This window comes from Congregibacter sp. (genome assembly GCF_965662665.1).
Taxonomy (GTDB): domain Bacteria; phylum Pseudomonadota; class Gammaproteobacteria; order Pseudomonadales; family Halieaceae; genus Congregibacter.
In genome coordinates, this window is the sequence record NZ_CBFIIF010000012.1 from 63234 (window position 1) to 82235 (window position 19002).

15 protein-coding genes and 1 pseudogene are annotated in these 19002 nt (G+C 53.6%); 3 read left to right on the forward strand and 13 right to left on the reverse strand.

Going from position 1 to position 19002, the window contains the following annotated elements:
• Nucleotides 1-59: 59 nt before the first annotated feature.
• The 6 genes from ACTG39_RS07185 to ACTG39_RS07210 all read right to left on the reverse strand — a co-directional run bounded on the left by ACTG39_RS07185 (nt 60) and on the right by ACTG39_RS07210 (nt 6484).
• On the reverse strand, nt 60-1613 hold the full coding sequence (locus ACTG39_RS07185) for a parallel beta-helix domain-containing protein (RefSeq protein WP_439106855.1): 1554 nt from the start codon (nt 1611-1613) through the stop codon (nt 60-62).
• Nucleotides 1610-2974 carry a cytochrome-c peroxidase gene (locus ACTG39_RS07190; RefSeq protein WP_439106856.1) on the reverse strand — a complete coding sequence of 455 codons (1365 nt, stop codon included), beginning with the start codon at nt 2972-2974 and terminating at the stop codon, nt 1610-1612. Before ACTG39_RS07190 ends, ACTG39_RS07185 begins: the two co-directional genes overlap by 4 nt.
• Nucleotides 2971-3603: a c-type cytochrome gene (locus tag ACTG39_RS07195; protein ID WP_439106857.1), complete on the reverse strand. Its 633-nt coding sequence runs from the start codon at nt 3601-3603 to the stop codon at nt 2971-2973. The genes ACTG39_RS07190 and ACTG39_RS07195 overlap by 4 nt, the downstream gene beginning before the upstream one ends.
• Before the next feature lie 165 nt (nt 3604-3768).
• The gene (locus tag ACTG39_RS07200; protein WP_439106858.1) at nt 3769-4860 is read right to left on the reverse strand and encodes a helix-turn-helix domain-containing protein; all 1092 of its coding nucleotides are present in this window, start codon (nt 4858-4860) and stop codon (nt 3769-3771) included.
• Between the two features lie 96 nt (nt 4861-4956).
• On the reverse strand, nt 4957-6162 hold the full coding sequence (locus tag ACTG39_RS07205; RefSeq protein ID WP_439106859.1) for a bifunctional alpha/beta hydrolase/OsmC family protein: 1206 nt from the start codon (nt 6160-6162) through the stop codon (nt 4957-4959).
• A 124-nt stretch (nt 6163-6286) separates the two neighbouring features.
• A complete protein-coding gene (locus tag ACTG39_RS07210; RefSeq protein ID WP_439106860.1) occupies nt 6287-6484 on the reverse strand; it encodes a hypothetical protein in 198 nt (65 codons plus the stop codon).
• Nucleotides 6485-6840: 356 nt separating this feature from the next.
• On the opposite strand from ACTG39_RS07210, the gene ACTG39_RS07215 reads away from it, so the two are divergent.
• Nucleotides 6841-8061 carry a DUF917 domain-containing protein gene (locus tag ACTG39_RS07215; protein WP_439106861.1) on the forward strand — a complete coding sequence of 407 codons (1221 nt, stop codon included), beginning with the start codon at nt 6841-6843 and terminating at the stop codon, nt 8059-8061.
• A gap of 157 nt (nt 8062-8218) precedes the next feature.
• Here ACTG39_RS07215 and ggt read toward each other — a convergent pair whose 3' ends face one another.
• The gene (gene ggt / locus ACTG39_RS07220; RefSeq protein WP_439106862.1) at nt 8219-9985 is read right to left on the reverse strand and encodes a gamma-glutamyltransferase; all 1767 of its coding nucleotides are present in this window, start codon (nt 9983-9985) and stop codon (nt 8219-8221) included.
• Nucleotides 9986-10405: 420 nt separating this feature from the next.
• Between ggt and ACTG39_RS07225 the strand changes: the two genes are divergently transcribed.
• Entirely contained in the window at nt 10406-12913 is a 2508-nt protein-coding gene (locus ACTG39_RS07225; protein ID WP_439106863.1) for a TonB-dependent receptor, read from the forward strand.
• A gap of 42 nt (nt 12914-12955) precedes the next feature.
• Here ACTG39_RS07225 and ACTG39_RS07230 read toward each other — a convergent pair whose 3' ends face one another.
• The 5 genes from ACTG39_RS07230 to ACTG39_RS07250 form a co-directional block, all read right to left on the reverse strand.
• On the reverse strand, nt 12956-13171 hold the full coding sequence (locus tag ACTG39_RS07230) for a hypothetical protein (protein WP_439106864.1): 216 nt from the start codon (nt 13169-13171) through the stop codon (nt 12956-12958).
• A gap of 33 nt (nt 13172-13204) precedes the next feature.
• Complete coding sequence (locus tag ACTG39_RS07235) at nt 13205-14182, reverse strand: glycosyltransferase family 2 protein (protein WP_439106865.1); 978 nt, start codon at nt 14180-14182, stop codon at nt 13205-13207.
• The gene (locus tag ACTG39_RS07240; RefSeq protein WP_439106866.1) at nt 14179-14949 is read right to left on the reverse strand and encodes a class I SAM-dependent methyltransferase; all 771 of its coding nucleotides are present in this window, start codon (nt 14947-14949) and stop codon (nt 14179-14181) included. Before ACTG39_RS07240 ends, ACTG39_RS07235 begins: the two co-directional genes overlap by 4 nt.
• A 317-nt stretch (nt 14950-15266) precedes the next feature.
• A complete protein-coding gene (locus tag ACTG39_RS07245) occupies nt 15267-16613 on the reverse strand; it encodes an oligosaccharide flippase family protein (protein WP_439106867.1) in 1347 nt (448 codons plus the stop codon).
• 616 nt (nt 16614-17229) lie between these two features.
• Nucleotides 17230-17562, reverse strand: a complete 333-nt coding sequence (locus ACTG39_RS07250) for a hypothetical protein (protein WP_439106868.1) — start codon at nt 17560-17562, stop codon at nt 17230-17232.
• Between the two features lie 174 nt (nt 17563-17736).
• Between ACTG39_RS07250 and ACTG39_RS07255 the strand changes: the two genes are divergently transcribed.
• Entirely contained in the window at nt 17737-18249 is a 513-nt protein-coding gene (locus tag ACTG39_RS07255) for a fasciclin domain-containing protein (RefSeq protein WP_439106869.1), read from the forward strand.
• A 500-nt stretch (nt 18250-18749) separates the two neighbouring features.
• On the opposite strand, the pseudogene ACTG39_RS07260 reads toward ACTG39_RS07255, so the two are convergent.
• A pseudogene (locus ACTG39_RS07260) lies at nt 18750-18962 on the reverse strand (integrase core domain-containing protein); the annotation flags it as partial.
• Nucleotides 18963-19002: the final 40 nt, after the last annotated feature.

Here is a 19002-nt window from a genome sequence, read left to right on the forward strand (position 1 = left end):
ACAGCTTTAGTGAACTCTTGCGGTTGTCTTGGGGCGGCGAAGCCGCCCCTTGGATAGCTTTAACGCGACACTGACAGCATGTATTCAGCCACTGCCAGACGAGTCTCTTCATCCAGATAATCCTGCTTGGGCATCTCTGGATAGTCTTCGCGCTTCTTCACCGGCGCTGCAATGTACTCCGCGAGGCCATGGGGATTTTCCATGTAAAGCGCTTGAATGATCTTTACAGGAGGCCCAATCATGCGACCTTCATAGGTGTGACATCCCGCGCAAATCCCCAGGTAAGCAATCTTGCCGCGCTCGCCGGGCTCAATAACACGCGGCTCTACAGGTGGCATCAGGTAGTTGCCAATTGTCGTGGTATGGGTGAAAGCACACTCTGCATAGTCATCGATACCCGAGTGAACATAACGGTGGCGATTGATAATGCAGCTCTCATTGCTTGGCCCAATAGCAAAGATATCTGGATTACCGGTCTTAAGATCCGCAAGCATGAGGCCTCTTATTTCGGGAATAGTCTCGTAGCCATTGTTATGCATGGTGTTGTTAAGAATCATCAGACGATCAGAATTGGGATCGGCTTCGGGATCCACGGTCACGTTGGTCAGCTCCGCCGCCGTGTTGTGATCTACCGTCATAATTCCAACGGTCTTGTTGTTGGTAATGATGTTGCCTTCAATCACCACATCATCTGCCGCCATGATCATGATGCCCGTGCCCGCAGGGATACCTCCCACCGTCGAACCCGGCGCACCAAAGTTTGGCGTATTGTTGTCTGAGATCCAGTTGTTACGAATGATGACGTCGTAGGTCGTCTTAATCGGCAGCCCCGGAGTAATGAACGCGAGGACACCACCGGTGTTGTTGTATACAAAGTTGCTCTCTACGATCGCGTGACGGCTATTTTCGATCTCGATACCCGCGACACTGTCGAAGACTTCGTTGTACGCCACGTGAATGTTGTCACTCATGCCCACGTAAATCGCTGCATCCTCGATGCCAGAGACCACGTTGTGCTCAACCACACCGTTGGTGCCCAGCTGCGGGAAGATGCCGTAAACACCGGTATCTACAATAATGTTGTCGCGGATCTCAAAATTATTGCCCGCCTGACTCATGATCGCATTGCCTTTGTATTTGGTGATCAGGAATCCTTCGACAACGATGTTGTTACCAGAGAACAGGATGGCATCGTTCAAGGTGCCTTCACCATGCAGCGTCGCGCGCTTGGAACCCTCGACAATACCGATCAGGCGAATACCATCTTTGTCGATATAGACCGTCTCGCTATAAGTACCAGGCATCACGTGAATCGTGGTTCCGGGCTCGGCAGCTTTTACAGCTTCCTGAATCGACTCGCCATCCTTAACAGTGACGACCACATCAGACATCGGCGGCCCTGCAACAAACTTGCTGCTGCCCTGCACCATGAATTCTTTGGCTGCAGCAACATCCGCGTCGCTTGCACCGACCGCGGTGCTGCCACCATAAGCCGCGCCACTGCCGGCAGTGGTAATCACCGGCGCTGATCCGCCAGCTTTCTTGCCGAATTGAAGGCCTGCCACGAACGCGACGGCGATCAAGACCACGGCCAAAACTCTTCCTATACTCATGATGATGCTCCCAAAGGATCTAACGTTTGATCTTCTGAACCATCGGCTACTGCAGCCGCGGTCTGTGAAGTGTTATTGCTATTGTTGAAATCAGTGAGCGGCGAAACGCCGATCGGTGTTAAACCGGAGGGAACCCGACGGGGAATCTCCGGGGTAAAAGTTTCGTCAGTGAGAGCGCCCAAAAAATCCACCAGACGATCAAGCTCTTCGTCAGTCAGGTTTGGCTCCCAGATATGCCAGTGGATGTGCATATCAACGCCCTCGGGTACCGCGTGGCCACGGCCGCCTGTGTAAAACTCCACGGCCTCTCGCAGTGTTCCAAAGCGCCCGGAGTGCATGTAGGGTGCAGTCTTAGCGATATTGCGCAAGGTAGGGACTTTGAAACCACCCTTCATCTTGGGCGCGTTCCAGGTCGCTTCGGCGCCAATATCCAAAGGTAAGCCCGCAGGCTCGGGGGAGCCGATGACTGCAACCTGCTGGTTGGTGAACAGCGGCGGTGTATGGCACTCGGCGCAGCGGGCAACAAAGGATCGAAAAACGTTCATGCCCTCAATTTCCTTATCGCTCAGCGCAGCGTGATAGCCGTGGGCGTATCGATCGTAGCGGCTGTTTAGTGATATCAGCGATGTCTGAAAGGCCGCCAGGGAAATGTAAACCTGCTGAAGGCTGATCTCATCCAATTGCCCGTCAGGAAAAGCCTGGCGGAACAGTCGACGGTACTCTTCACTGCCATGAAGGGTCGAGAGTAACTGTGCGGGGTTGTTACCCATCTCTTCGGGAGAGTACAGCGGCCCCTGGGCCTGCTCTTCGAGACTGTCCGCTCGGGCATCCCAAAACAGATTTTTTAGAAAGGCCACATTCCAGAGCGTGGGCGAAGACCGCTTCACTTCGTGGCCGGCAACACCCACAGCCCTGGCGCGACCATCACTAAAACCCAGATCAGGGTGGTGACAGCTTGCGCACGACGTTGAGCCGTCGCCGGAGAGCGCGGGATCAAAAAACAGGTAGCGACCCAGGTCTATTTGCTCGGGACTAAAACCATCGCGATGCTCGGGTAAGGCTGTTTGGGTTCCGCCGACCCCCTGACCCTGCAGAGAGTCGTAGAACTGGTACATATTGCGCAGTTCGCAAAGGCCCTCGCCGGTTTTTTCAAAACTCGGGGGGCAATGATCGCTGAGCTCGATTTCTGTTGGAGTGACGGCTTGTTGGCCGGGCGCTGCACCTGCTTCGTAGGCGCTCAGTGCAGCAGCGACAACTTGTGCGCCACTGCCTGAACGCGCAAGGTCGTTTGAATTGGCGGCCATTACCGCCAATCCCGCAACCGCGACGCCCATCGCGCCTATAAAGAGCCTGCTGTTCATTGCGACAAGAGGAACCCGATAACATCATCCACGTCTTTTTCCGTGGACAGCATCGTCGCCATCATCTGCATTTGACGGCCCAGACGGTCATCTTCATGAGAGCCCCGAATACCCTCGGCAAAATTTTCGTACTGGCGACGCAGGTAAGCCGCATCCAGCCCCGCTAATCGGGGTGCGTTCATGCTGCTATTTCCTTTACCACCGGGACCATGGCAGGCACCGCAAGACGCGTTGTACTGCACCTCGCCGTTACGTTGATCGTGGTCCACAGCCACCGGGCCCGTCGTTTGTGGGAGCGTGCTTATATAAGCAGCAACATTGGCCACGGCCGCATCATCGGGCAGAAGCGCCGCCATGCCCTGCATTTGTTTACCGAGAAGGTCCCGGGAGTCGCTGCCACGAACCCCGGACTTAAAATACTTGAGTTGACGCTCCAGATAAGCGGCATCCTGACCAGTCAGTGCCGGCGCATTCATTGCCGCGATACCCGCAGCATCGGCCCCATGACAGGCAACACAGGGTGCGTAGAGTGACTTGCCGATTTCGCTGTCTGCTGCCCAGGACGTTGGCGCGGCGATAGCCACCAAAAGAACGGCCATCCGCAAAAGTGTGCGTCTCATTTCTATCATTGTGTTTTTCCAAGCCGCAGTTAGCTGCGGACTCAAAGCCCGAAAGTTGGCTCATTGTCGTCATTTTGACCGGCAAATCTGCCTCATTTCAGGAATCCGTCAGCTTTAGAGACGGTATTTTTGGAAAAACGGCGCTTTTTTGACCTCTTTGCGCGAACTCCTGGCTTAACCGGACGCCTCGGCAGAAAGGCTCTGGGTCGTGCTCGCGATCCCACCACTCGCAGTTTGCCCCCGAAGCCGCTGTGCTTTTCGCCAGGCAGTCGGTGTTTGCCCCTGCATTTCTTTAAAGGCTTTGTTAAAAGAGCTTAGGGACCGAAAACCCGCATCCATGGCAATCGTGAGGACGGGCAAGTGATCTTCATCGGGATTGGCAAGGCGCTCAGCAGTCTCTCGAATGCGGTAACTGCTCAAAAAGTCACTGAAATTGCGATGCCCTAGCGCGCCGTTGATAGAGCGCCGTAAGCGATACTCGGGAACCTCCAGTCGCTCTGCCAACTTACCAATACTAAGCCCCATCTCCTTCCAAGGTTGCTCATAATCCATGAACGTCTGCAAAATGCCGACAAGTTCGGCGTCTTCCGAGTTATTGACAGCATCATTGGCAGCAACGGGTGGCACTTCGGGTGCATTGCCTAAAAACAACAGCCCATCGCGATACTGCAACAATGCGACATTAACCGCCAACAGTAGCGCCGCGGGAGGCACGTACTCCAAAATGAACAGCCAACTCGCCCCTGGAAAAAGCACCTCCCGGGACAGAATGAGAATGAACAGATAGCTGCCGTTTACGCCCACAAACCACAAGCGCAAGCGGCGTCGACTCTCCACTAAGTCGGTATTCCAGTGACGCACAATAGCCCAGAGGGTCAGTGACAGAATCACAAACTCCAATAGCTGCGGCAATTCCACAAACAACCAGCGCCACTGGGTCACTGAAAATAGCGCGCCCAACAACGGCATGAACACCGTGAACTTCACCAAAGACAGCTGCCAGGCACGCAGACGAAAACGGTCATCGAAGATACTGAGGGTTAACAGCCAGAACACACCTGGCGCGGCTGTCTGCACCGTAGTGGCGAGCAGCGACAGGGGCGTGTCTCTGAGGACCGGGGTAAGCAGATAACCGAGGATGGCAAGCATGAATAGACCGAAGAGCTTCTCGCTCATCCCCCACCGGGGCTGACGCGCCAGCAACAACAGTCCCAGCAATACCTGAGAGAGGCTAAAGCCTATAGCAGCGATAAGTAGGTCTGGCATGCGCGTCCTTTACTTGATGCCCCATCATAACAAGGCGGTCGGTCACAGGCTCTTAGGCGCCGCTAATGACTTGGCCAGAGCTGTGCGCCGCAAAGTTTAAGGGGCAAGGACTGTATCTACCCGTAGATCAGCATGGAGCGTGCGATGTACCGGACAGCGATCGGCGATATGCAAGAGCTTTGAGCGCTGATCATCCGTCAAATCCCCCGTCAACGTCACCAGTCGCTCGATGAGCTCGATCTTGGCGGGCGACTCCTCACAATTCGTACAGTCTTCAATGTAGTCCCGCGTGTGCTTTAGCACTACGGACGCATGCTCCAGGGGAAAGTCTTTGCGGCGGGCATACATCCGTAATGTCATGGCTGTACAGGCGCCCAGTGCGGCGAGTAAGTGTTCATAAGGGTCAGGCCCCGTATTAGCTCCTCCCACCGCCCGCGGCTCGTCAGCCAGCCAGTGGTGCGAATCGCTGTAAACGTGCTGGGTAAAGACATGGTCTTTCTCCTCCACGAATACTTCACCCGATGCGACCGACCGCTTCGGGGCTTCGGCGCTAGCCGGAAGATACCGACTCGCCCAGCCTGCAATGACCGATGCCACATACTCCGAGTCCGTTCGTTTACTCAACAGGTGATCGGCGTCATCCAGACTGACAAAACTCTTGGGATGACGGGCCTCCAGATAGATCTTCTCAGCCTCCTCAATCGACACGGTCGCATCTAAAGGAGCATGCATAACCAACAGTGCCTTACGAAGGGAGGCAATGGCGCCGCTTTCGTGAGATTCGAGATCCTCCACAAACTGTCGCTTTACCAAAAACTCACGACCCGCCAAATTCACTTTCGCCTCACCGGAGCGCCGAATTTCCTCCAATGATGACGCCATATTGTGCAGCACGTGCTCGGCGCGATGAGGTGCGCCGATGGTTGCCACCGCAGTCGCCTCGGACACCTTATGCGCCATCGCCAAAACTGCCGCGCCGCCCAGACTATGACCTACCAATAGTTTAGGGGCCTCGAAGTGCTCTCGGAGATAATCGACCGCCGCAAGGAGGTCTTCAAGGTTTGATGAGAAGTTCGTATTCGCAAAGTCACCGTCGCTGTTACCAAGACCGGTGAAGTCAAAGCGCAGCACCGCTATACCCTCCGCGGTGAGCGCACGAGAAATACGCGACGCGGCGGCGACGTCTTTGCCACAGGTAAAACAGTGAGCAAACAGGGCGTAACAGCGTACTTCGGACTCCGGCGTCTCCAAAGCACCACTGAGAACGTGACCGTCGCTCTCGAAACTGATTTTCTGGCGCATGTTGTCTTAACTCCCTAGCGTTTCCTAAGGAGTTCTTATATCAACTTTTCAGGCACCCAGGTGAGATTGAGCGTGATACTGATAAAGAGCAGTCCGCCCAAAAGAGTGGCGGACTGAGGAGGACCTACTCTTTGTCTTTGCTCGAGAAATCTACTTTTTCACCATTCGCGGCATACCACTCTTCCCACTCCCAGGGAGTGAGCGTACGAGGTGTCTTTCCCGCCATTGCACGTCGCAGAGCTTTTGCGCGAAGAGAGTTATCTGTCGGTCGAGAGTTATCACCGAGAACGCCGTCGATTATTTTTTGGCTACGGGTCTTCATTGTTCACTGCTCCGGTCGTAGTTTGGGTCCACACCGCGAGGTGTAAAGGGAATTTACGGGAACTGATGGCAAACAGATTTCTTTAGCGCGCCCAAGCTTAAAATCCGATCAACCCTCGAGCCGCTCAAAGGCGACACTTTTGTAATTAAGGCCGAGACCGGAGGAGGACCGGTGGGAGAAGTGACACGTTTCGTCGAAGAAAATGGCCGCGTTACGCGAATGATCAATGGCGACTCTTACATGGAGCGACTTGATCCCTAGCGCTGATGTTTACTCACGATGCGTCCAAATACCCGCGCGTTATACTCCCAGCATCTCCCATCGCGCCGCAGAGACCCCAAAAAGTGTTCCATTCTATGATTCTACGAAAAATCTCTACGGCACTCCTTGTTACCACATCACTGCTTTGGGCAAGCATAAGTGCCGCACAGGATCTCGAGCTCAAAACGTTGAGTGAGCAGAACCTCATCGACATCCTGGTCGGCTCTTGCATCCAATCCACACGAAACTGTGACCCCAGCAATTCCATCAAGAGCGTTCAGCAGGCACTTGCAGAAGGCAAGGTGTTCCGTCTTGTTTCTCCCGAGAGTATTCCTGACGAGTCCATGGTTGTCGCCGTTCAAGGATTGGGGGGCGGTGGAGCCTGGGAGTACGTGATTGAGCGAACGACAGAGCAGAACCTTCCCGTCATCACCGATGAAAAACGACGCGTAGTGGAACTCCTGAGCAGACATATGGGCAAGGAATTCTCCGCCCTCGTGCGCTCTGAGGCTGCGGGCGCCACGGCGACTGCTTTGCTCCTTGCAGCAGAAATGGGCATACCGACTTTGGACGCCTGTATTACCGGGCGAGCGGTGCCCGAAGTGCAGCAGTCCATACCTTGGATAAATGGCATCGCCTCGGTACCCACAGCAATCATCACGCCCTGGGGTGACGAGATAGTGATTAACAGCGCCATTGATGAATATCGCGTCGAGGACATTGGCCGCGCAATCGCCGTGGGCAGTGGCGGTGCTGCAACCATCAGCATGGCACCCATGTCGGGAGCACAGCTCGAGAAGGGCGTTATCCCCGGGAATCTCACCGAGGCGATGCTATTTGGGCAGACGGTCCGCGAAGCTCGCGAAGCAGGCAAAGACCCGATAGCAGAACTACTGACTGTAACGGGTGGCTACAAGTTGTTTCAGGGCGTGGTCAGTCGCTCAGACGAACGGGGCGACCGCGGATTTAACTGGGTCGAAGCCGAGTTCGAGGGCGTCGACGAATACGAAGGCCAAAGCTATCGCGTGTATGTGAAAAACGAAAACATCGTCGGCTGGTTAAACGGCAAAGTCGACGCGGTGTCTCCTGACTACATCTATAACCTTGATCCGGAGACCGGCGAATCCACCATCGGCGTCGGTATCGGGGGTTACGTTGTCGGAAACGAAGTGGTGATACTCGGCGTTCCCGCACCAAAGCAGTGGCGAAGCGACAAAGGCGTTGAACTCATGGGCCCGCGACACTTCGGCTTTGACTTTGACTACGTGCCCATTGAGACCTTGCAGGGCTCGCGGGAGGCTATGGGCACAAACTAGTTTTGCTCGGGATCGTAAAGGCGGCCTTAAACTGTCAGCGCTTGCTCAACGAGTTTGCGTAGCGCTCCGGGCTAATCCGATAAATCAATTCGACCCTCTTCGCGACTTCACTAGTTGCCGGGATGCCTGTCCCGTTTAACACACGCCCACTTTCGACTCAGTTAACCCCAACCGCCCCTGCACCCGGTCGCCTTGGATCGGAATATCCGTAAAACAGGCCATCCCTCCACATCACCGTTTGCAGACTGCCCATGCCGGCGCTGCGCTTACTGAAGCTGATGTTGTGACCTAAATCAATCAGGCGAGTCACGGTGTCGGGACTGATGCCACTTTCGATTTGCATGACATCTGGCTGCCATTGATGGTGAATGCGCGGTGCCACCGTGGCGTCGGCGATATTCATGCCGAACTCGAGCACGTTCAAAACCATCTGCATATTGGCGCTGATTATTTTCGAACCGCCGGGGCTGCCCGTCATCAGCAATGGCTGGCCGTCTCGGGAAACCATTACGGGTGACATGGAACTCACGGGACGTCGATAAGGAGTGATCAAGTTGTTCTCGCTGCCCATGAGTCCGAAAGCATCCGGAATGTCTGAGCGCAGGGTGAAGTTACCCATATTGTTGTTCATGAGGATGCCCGTGCCTTCAATCACGACACCAGAACCGAAAGTAAACATCAGGGTATAGGTGTTCCCAACCATATTGCCTTCAGCGTCCACCACGGAGTAATGGGTGGTCTCATCACTTTCGTAAATCGCCAGATTGCCCGGCGCGATCTTGTCAGACGGCAGGGCTCGATCCATGGTGATTCTTGCTGCCAGATCACGAGCGTAAGCTTTGCTCACCAGAGTTTCCGTGGGCACTTCGACAAAATCGGGGTCACCCAAGTACTTGCTGCGATCGGCATAGGAGAACTTCATCGCTTCCGCCATGACATGTAATGCATCAGCACTTTCCGGTCCCATCTTAGCCAGAGGGAAGTTCTCGAGAATATTGAGCATCTGAATAACATGGGTGCCGCCGGAGCTTGGAGCAGACATTGCGGCGATGTCGTAGCCGCGATAGGTCCCGCGCACGGGTTCTCGCTCGACGACTTGGTAGTTACCTAAATCCTCCATGGTAATAAGGCCGTTGTGAGCCTCCATGTCGGCGACGATTTTCCTGGCAACGCTTCCGCTGTAAAAAGCTTCGACGCCATGTTCAGCGATTTCTGACAGAGTCCAGGCAAGGTCAGGCTGCTTCCACAGCTCTCCAACTTCGTAACTCGAACCATCGGCTTTATAAAACTTGCGAAGAGCAGCGGGATTGTTCCGAAGGCGCTCGCTGCGAGACAAATCCGCAGCCAGATCGTAGGTCACTTTAATGCCATCGCGAGCCATGCGTATCGCCGGCTCTAAAACCTCAGCCAGGGACATGGTGCCGTACTTTTCCACGATGTGAGCGAGCCCAGCTACAGAACCTGGAACCGCGGAAGACTTGTGAGAAAAGCGGTAGGTTTCATTGGGTACGACATTGCCATCTTCATCGAAGTACATGTCCCGCGTTGCAGCAGCCGGCGCGGTTTCCCGAAAGTCGATGGCGATCGTCTTGTTCTCTGCCGCCACGTGCACGAGCATGAACCCACCACCGCCGATATTGCCGGCCCTGGGCAGGGTGACGGCGAGCGCGAATCCAAGGGCCGCACCAGCATCGATAGCATTACCGCCCTTTGCCAAAATCTCCGCAGCAATCTCACTGGATAGTTGGTTGTGGCTTGCCACCATGCCCCGCTTTCCAAGAACCGGGTGATTGATGGCGCTGTATTCAAACAGCGGTTGAGATGCGCTCTCTTGGGCAAAGCCGTGAGAGCCCGTTACCAAGACAGCGATCGTGACCAACGCGGGAAGGACGGCAAATCTTAGGCGGCGGATTCTTTTAAACATAAATGTGTCCTCGGTTGAGAGTTTAGGCCGATCACTCTCATTGGTATCTGACCATCTAAGCCGCAAACGCCAGTCATATCAAGGGCGCGGACGCAGCCATGGATCGTCAACGGGGATTTGCAGAGCGGGCGAAACTGGGGGTCTCGACACGGCGGTAAGGCAATTAGAATGAAATGGCCGTAGGGGCTTGTTAGGCTTATTGCACCGAAGTGCACAACGAAGCAGGAGTGATCCCGGCAAATCGCCTGCATAGGGCACCGGATAATCGAAACCCGGAAGATTAGCGAAACGTTCCTCAGGGGTACGAAGGGCTTTTACACTTTTATTTTGCGACATAAGTAGCCTTTTAGTTTGCAGAGTACTAATTGGATTATAGTGGCGGAACGATAACTACTATAAACCAAGCAAAAGGAAGCCCGCATGTCGCTTAGTCAAGCAAGCAAAACCGTTTTTTTCAAACCAGGAATTCTCAGCACGGCCGTAGCCGCGGCACTCATCTCAGGAGCAGATTTTGCCCAGGCTCAACTGGAAGAAGTCATCGTAACGGCCTCAAGAAGAGCTGAGAGCATGCAGGATGTCGCCATCTCCATGCTGTCCAAGAGCGGGGAGGATATCAAGGATATGGGAATTACACGGGCCGCGGAGTTCGCCGTCGACATTCCTGCGGTAACCATGTCCCAAAGTCCCATCGGTAACTTCATCTTTATCCGCGGCATTGGAACCGCCGGAGTTAACCAGGGCATCGAGCTATCGGTCTCTATGTTCCATGATGGCGTTTACATGGGACGCCACCAGCTTTCTCGTGCGCCCTTCATGGATCTGGATCGCGTCGAGGTTTTGAGAGGTCCCCAGAGTATTCTGTTCGGCAAGAACACCATCGGAGGCGCGATCCACCTGATCACAGCCAAGCCTACGGACGAAGTAGAAGGGTCTGTTAGCGCGCTGTATGGCAGTTATGGCGAGCAGGAGATAAGCGCTGTTCTGTCGGGTCCCATCACGGACAATTTATCCGGCCGTATCGCCGTGCGCGGATATCAGATGGACGGCTACCTCGATAACATCATGACGGGCGAAGATGGTCCCGAGCGTGATGATAAAACCGTGCGTATGCAGCTGGCCTGGGATGCGACAGATAACCTCACGGTAACCGGTAAATGGGAGAGCAGCGAGTTCGAGCAGGTGCAGCAATTCACCCAGCTCACCGTGAGCGATCCTACGGGCACGGGTATCGCCTTTGGCGGACTTAACTCAGCACTGGTGGCCGTAGGCTCTGGCACCGGCATCGGCGCTGAAAGATTTGATGACGAGCGCGCGGTAGACAATGATGGCGGCGTGGTTCTCGGGCAGGTCGTGCCCGAGTACGCGGGTCTGCCCGGCTTCCCGGATAAACCCGAGTTTAGTAACAACGAAATGGACCTGGGCACGGTCACGATCGACTGGGCGGTAGGTGACCACACGATCACCTCTATCACTGGCTATGCCGAGTATCAGTATCAGGACATCTGTGATTGCGACTTTGCCGCTATCCCCCTGATTCAGGTCGACGCGACAGAGGATTACGAGCAGGTCAGCCAGGAAATCCGCCTTACGTCGCCCGGTGGTGAGAAACTCGATTACATCGTTGGCATGTACTACCAGCAAAGCGACCTGGAGTATCGGTCGATCGAGGGCTTTGGTACGTCCCTGGCGTCGCCGCTTCTGGGAGCGCCTGCGATTCTCACACCTAACCTGACTCGCGACTATTCGATGAGCCAGGACCAGGAAATGTGGGCGGTATTTGGATCAGGCACCTATAGCTTCACAGACACCACGCGCTTAACCGCTGGCCTTCGCTACTTTGATGAATCCAAAACGGCGAGCCATGTTCTGGAAAAGAACTTTACCGCAGGCTGGGACTACAGCGCCGGCGTAGGAGCGCCTGCAGGCACCGTGGTCTACGGCGATACAGCGGCAGAATACGATCGCTTCTTAAGCGACTTCTCGGGAACCGCTTTGACAGCCATCTCGGAAGGCATATACGGCGGACTGCTGGGTACCTTCGAGCATGACATTCAGGATCGCAAGCGGGACGAGCAAGATATCAACTGGATTCTGACACTGGAACAGGATCTCAATGAAGACACCATGGTATTCGCGACGGTGTCTACGGGCACCAAGGGTGGTGGTTTTGACGGTCGCTTCCTGCAAACCAATGACAGCCCGTTCTTTGAGTACGAAGAAGAAACGGCCATAAGTTACGAGCTAGGTATTAAGACTTACTTGCTCGATAACACCATGTCGATCAACGCCACGGCATTCTTCTCAACCGTAGAGGATTATCAGGTCAGCATCTTCGACGGTGCGACGGCCTTTTTCGTGCAGAACGCGGCTGAAGTGGAGACCAGTGGCCTGGAAGTAGACATGCAATGGGCGCCAACCGACGGCCTTGTGATCAGCTTTGCAGGTACCTATCTCAACGCAGAGTACAGCGACTTTCCTAATGCGCCATGCTGGACTGTCAGCGGCACCGAGCCCGTGGATCGTGGCAACTGTGTAAACCGCGGCCAGCCCGATGCGTCCCGAGACGCCACGGGGGACACAAACTTGTTCTCTCCTGAATTCGCGTTCAACTTCAACGTTGATTACAGCAGGCCTCTTGGGGACAATCTGATTGCGCGGGGTATTCTAAACGTGAACTACTCTGACGAGTTTTTCGCGGCTTCTGATTTGGATCCAATCTATGCCGGGCAGGATGCCTACACTATGTACGACCTGCGCTTTAGCCTGGGCCGTCAAGATGGAACCTGGGACGTGGCGCTCATCGGCAAGAATCTTACCGACGAGTTGATTAGTGGTAACAGTAACGATCAACCTCTCGTTCCCGGTAACGGCTTTGCCTCTACGGATCGCTTGCGTTCTTACGCTCTGCAGGCGACCTATCGGTTCTAGTCAGCACCCGGCATAGCAATCTCTGATCAAATTTCGATCAGCTTAAAGCCCGCAATTGCGGGCTTTTTTTTGCGCGACAAAGCGGCTCTCACAGCTCACCCCAGCATGCAGGGAAAAGCGATTGGCCTTGGCCACCGGCTCCAGGCGAGGATCAGGTTTGTCCAGCGGGTGGATGGTGCGGATCATGAACGCTTTACGTCCCTGCTGTGGGCCGACGGCAATGCGGTAGGAGATGGAACTGCCCAGGATCTGTGGCATCACATCAGTGTCTGTCCATCGCACCTCATGTTTTCAGTAATTCTCTCCGTCGGCTCCTGATGAGTCAAAACCAGACTTCGCTTCTTTGGCCGGCTCAGGAAACGGCCCCATTCTGCCAATGAGTCCGTGCCAAAAACCCAAGCAAATCATTTTCAAAGAACCTAGTCGCTGAACACCGAACACGAGGTGAGAGTAGACTACACCGGCCATATTCCAGGAATTTCGTAGCTTCCAGCCTAGACCGACGTAATCTTCGCGGGATAGGGCAATCAAATTCCTGACCCGGTAATAGAGTCTAAGCGGGGGATACGCGACCTCATTTCTCCAGCGCAGATACCATACTCTAAGCGTATCTTCGCCCATCCGGTGCTGCATATTTGCCCACCCCACACCGACTAACCTGTAGCCTAGAGCTCGAGCACGATGTGACCACTCTAAGTCTACCGCATCCACAAAATACTCGGCCCGCATAAATCCTACTTCACGAATAGCCGCGACGGGAATCAAACAGCCCGAAGTAATGAGCGTAAGCGCATCAACGAGCGGAGATTCGGTAGAGGCATAACCGTGATCATAAAAAAAATGTCCGGGAACTTGCACCTGAAACGGGTGAACTTTGTCCGTATTGAACTCCTTAAAAACAGGCCCGACAGCAGCAACTTTCTCTCCTTCAGATATAAGGCCTAGCAAGCTGCGGAACAGTTGTTCCACCATGTCATTTGCGGGAAGGCTGTCCTGATCGCTTAGCAAGAGAAATTCAGCACCTTCAGACAATCCTATTTCGATACCGACATTCAGAGCCATCGCTATACCGACGTTTCTGCCCATCCGAACCACTCGGACCTGATCATATCCCAAGCCGCAATTGGTCATTACATTTACAACTGTGTTATTTGATGCGGGACTATTGTCAACCACACACAACAGGTCAACTTGCGACACAAGGGCCTTTAAGAGCAATTGAAAATGCTCGGGTATTGGTTTGAAGCTCACGATTACCGCAGCGATCATTGATCAGCCGGCTTACGAGCAACAAGAGTAATAAACTCACGTGAGCTCGGTTTTATCCAGTCTACCAACTCAAAGATCAGTCGTTTTACGAAAAGGGTTACGTTAGCCAGAACGTTCTTAGGTTTACTCCCTCGTTTCAACGCATCACTCACAGGAAACATGACAAAAACAGATAAGCCGTGCCAAGGCTTCTCAATATCTTTAAAGCCTGCACGGAGAAGTACTCTTTCTAGGGTCTCGGAGGAAAAGAGGATAAGGTGCCTTGGCGGCTCTAGCCCGCGCCAGAAGCGGCCAAAAGTACGATGCCCAATGCTCGAAATATTAGGAGTTTCCAGCCACAAAACTCCACCTGGTTTCAGCAGGCGGAACAAGTCATGAATAAGATGCAGCGGATCATGAACGTGCTCGAGTACATGAGACAATGTAATAACATCATAAAGCCCTTCACCCTGCAGCGCTTCCCCAGCTTTAATTAGTGCAACATCCAGTCCCTTAGCTCGCGCAAGCCTGACCGCCACGGGATCAAAGTCAACGCCCCCTACCGACCACCCCATCGATTTTGCAATGGTTAAAAAATCACCATTCCCACAGCCATAGTCCAACAATATGCCGGCATTATCAGTCCGCGGAGCGAGGTGTCTGTAGGTCGAATCGATAGATGCTCTCATCGAGTGGATCAACGGCACCACCCATCTGCCACCTAAAACGACTGGAGTGCGGGAATGGCCGTAAGTATAAGCCCGGTAGTCATTTAACAGGCCTTGCACTAAGCGCCGAATAAACCCGGACTTCAAATTGACACTGGAATCTTGATTTTCATGGGTTATGTAGTTTCGGTAGGCACTGACTATCGTTGCAGGGTTGGGGCGAGGGTCAATCCAGGCCGTGGCGCAACTAAGACACTGGTAGAGATCCCATTCACCGGGCGCCACACCCAACCAACAATCGGTCAACCCCTTATATATCAGGCTACGGTTCCCGCAGTCGCAGACGGGGCAGCGCGATACTACTTCGAGCCCCGATTCAGGCCAAAGAGTCGAGCTCATAGGTGTATTTTCCGGCACTTCCATTTAAAAAATGGCCCCTAAAATTCAAAAACACCAATACCAAAGATAGCCATCATAAGTAGAGGCACGAGGACCGAAACTTGAATCACATCTTTAGCTGGCTTGAAATGAGTAAATACAAACGCGTACAGCATCATGGCATCGATGAGTATTCTAAGCGACCAAGCTATTGCCGCGCCTTCAGCACCAAAGCGGGAGGCCAGTGCCCACAGCATCAAAAAGTAGAGTGGTAACTGCAACAAGTGCAAGCGGGCCGTCACATCGGCTCTTCCAGCCGCATGTATTAACGCATAAGGAATATGCGAAAAACCGTTCAACATAACCCCGAAAACGAGCCAGCGCGTCAATTCCAGTGAGTTATCCCTAAATGCGGCACCTAACCATAGCTCAAGAACAATGGAAAGAATGCTTGATAGTACGATGAGCGGCACCGCCCAAAAGCATGCTGTGACAAAGATCGCGCCCTTGAACAATGCTGCAGTTTCCTTTGAGTCAACGCCGGCGCGTGCTATCGCGGGAAACACCGCGTTCGCGGCCGCCGATGGAACGCCCATGGCGCGCACTAAGGTATCCAGCGGTACCGTGTAATAGGCGACGTACTGCATCGGGTACACTGCTGCAAGAAAAAAGCGATCTGAGTAAGCAATGATGGGGCCTACCAGATTGGAAATAGAAAGCCACGCGGAAAAACGCCAGAGACTCTTTGTCTCGGTAGAGGACGCGCGAACCTCCCTGTAATCCAATATCTGTCTTAAAGCGTTCCGGACCAACAATAACCAGCAAACGAGCGCCACAACACGCAGCCCGACCATGCCCGCGAGCACACTATCCAGTTCTGGATGAAATGAACTCCAGACAGCCGGCACAACAATCATCAGCACACTAATAGGAACTTTAAGGAGATTCACCTTACCGAAGAGTTGCAAGCCCTCGAGCAGACCAGTCGCGCATCCTGACAATAGGAGGGGTGGGAGTGATATAGCAAACCAGCGCATCGCCGACGACGCCTCACTCGCCAGCGAACCATTTAGCTCAAAAACACCTAATGCCAGAAAATCTGCTAGCAAATAAAACAGAAGCGCCCAAAGGGTGCTGAGTAACATCGATGCCACAAAGACCTTAATAACAGCGGCCGAAATCTTTTGTTTCGCCTGTGCGAACCCATCAATTGCTGCAACAGACTGCGTTAGAGCTCGGCTAAGACCAAAGTCGAAAAAACCAGAAAAACCGTAGAAGCCCAACATTAGAGCGAATATGGCCACCCTCTCTAAACCCATATTCTGGACTAACACGGGCATAGCCAACACTCCGCAGAGAGCAGGGACAACAACACCGGCCGCGTTGAACAGCGCGTTCTTTCCCACCCTTGCCGCCATGACTTCAATGAACCTCAAGAACCGACTAAAAAGGAGTACAACAACTAGTTGCTCTAAAGGGGGGACTACCCGCAATCCCTCCAACAGGGGTTTTTGCACCATTCTGCCGCGCGAATCCCGACGATAGCAATCATTGGAAAAGCGGGGTGAAACTTATAACTCTTAGAGGCAAAATCAACTGCACTCGCACGACATTATCTCAAAAGGCTCAGTGCATACTATCCAATTGGTGTTAAAGGTGTGTACAGGACAGATAAAGGATCCTTCGGGAGTAGACATCCCCGCTGACTGTGGGGCCTGGAACTGTAGATCTGTCAAAGTTTCCATCTGTTAACACGTAAATCCAGTTCGCGGCGTTAGGCATGTTATTCCTATCCGGTCAATCCTGACCGAGCGCGCGCAACCTCTAACACCATGCAGTTTTCAATGACTTCCTTGCTGGCTACGGGCCGGATTTCTTCCCGGCGAAAAGCGGCAACATACCCCAGGGCACCCTCTCTTGATGCTCCGCATCAATTCATCTTGTCCGAGGTGGCGCGCGCTCTGGTCGCTGGCACCAGCAATGGCCGAGTCGGTGTTTTCTGTTCTCTCTGGCGCAGGTGCATCAGGTTCCGGTCGAGGGCGTCCCCCGCTTTACAGCGTGCCCCTCTTTATGAATATCGGTGTGACGCTCGGCGGGTGTGCGAACTTCTGCGTTGGAGGTGGAAAGGATGCCCGTCACCGCCGTGACAAGCTCTGGAAGTCCTTCGATGTCTGTCGGTATGCCTTGCCTCTCTAATTGATCTTCCAAAACAGCGCGAGCTATACGCTCTGGGTCGCCGCTGAGGGTGGCCTCAATATTAGTTTTAGAGGGAGACGCGCAGGCAAACAGGGCTAATATCAGTAGCGCTGCAATGCCAGAGCGCTGTAGTCGCGAAGATACGATTGGATTTCTCATAGTGGGTACGGGATTAACCGTAACGAACAAGACACGACAAAGCCTGTACAGCGCAGGGCCAAGTATAAACCCGCCCCGTAACTAGCTTTGTACTAGATGTTGATGCCGGGAGATATCCCAACGACGCAGCTTCGAGTGCATCGACTTACGTAATTCTTATTAGGGAAAAACACTATGAAAATGCTACAGAAGATCCAAATTGCGATGGTACTCATGCTGGCCACGGCGTTTGCGCAAGGGGCTCATCACGAGGGTGGTCATGACGAAATGCCTACACAGAACATCGTAGAAATCGCAGCGGGTAATCCAGACTTTTCAACACTTGTCGCAGCGGTTCAAGCGGCAGGTTTGGTAGACGTCTTAGCCGGTGAGGGGCCCTTCACTGTATTTGCGCCGACCAATGCCGCGTTCGCCAAACTACCCGAAGGCACCGTAGAAACATTGCTTCTGCCTGAGAACAAGGACCAGCTGACAGCTGTGCTTACCTACCACGTGGTCGCGGGCAAGGTGATGGCTGCGGAGGTGGTAACCATCGATTCTGCGGCAACCGTGCAGGGTGAGGCCGTTAGTATCTCTACAAGTGACGCGGGCGTAATGGTTGATGGCGCTATGGTTGTTATGACGGATATCGAAGCTTTAAATGGCGTTATCCACGTCATCGATACCGTGATCCTACCCGGCAGCTAAGCTCATCACCTGAGATGAAGATACCTGTTCATCGTATCTGATTGTCAAAAGCCCACTTCGGTGGGCTTTTTTATGGCCAACGACCAGGGTAGCCTATGATGAGTCGGCGTCGCTGATTCGGCTGCTGCCGCTCCACGATGCCAGACGCCCCTAAGCGATTGATACAAAACGGGGGGAAATGGTGGGCCGTGCTGGGTTCGAACCAGCGACCAATTGGTTAAAAGTCGACCGGTCAATTTCCAGGCGATTGATTTCATTTAATTTTTATCGGTGACGCCCGTTGCAAATTGCACCGAAATGCACAGCAAAGCAGGACTGATCCCGGCAAAAGTCCGGCAGTGGCGACCTATTGGATTACGAATACCCGTCCGCTTTCGCACAGACTTTTCCCTATGCCCGAAACAGTTTTCAAAGCCCGCTTTTATAGGCTTGAACTACTCCGGTTCCCAATTTACTCCGAAACTAGGGTTCTACCCCGTTTCTAAGTGTCCACTTCCCCGTTATTGAGACACAGCTAAGTTAGAGTTTTCTAGCTTCTGCCGATAGGTGCTGGGCGGCAGATTCCCCAGACTTTCTTGCGGTCGTTCCTCGTTGTAATAAATTTTCTAAAGCCAAGCCATCTCCCGAACCTGGCTCAAGGACTCAAACAAATAGGCGCTAAGGAACTCACGTCGGCACGATCCGTTGAAGCGTCCTGCGAAGCCGTTTTGTTGCGACTAGCCTAGCTATATATAAACAAGTTCGATATCAATG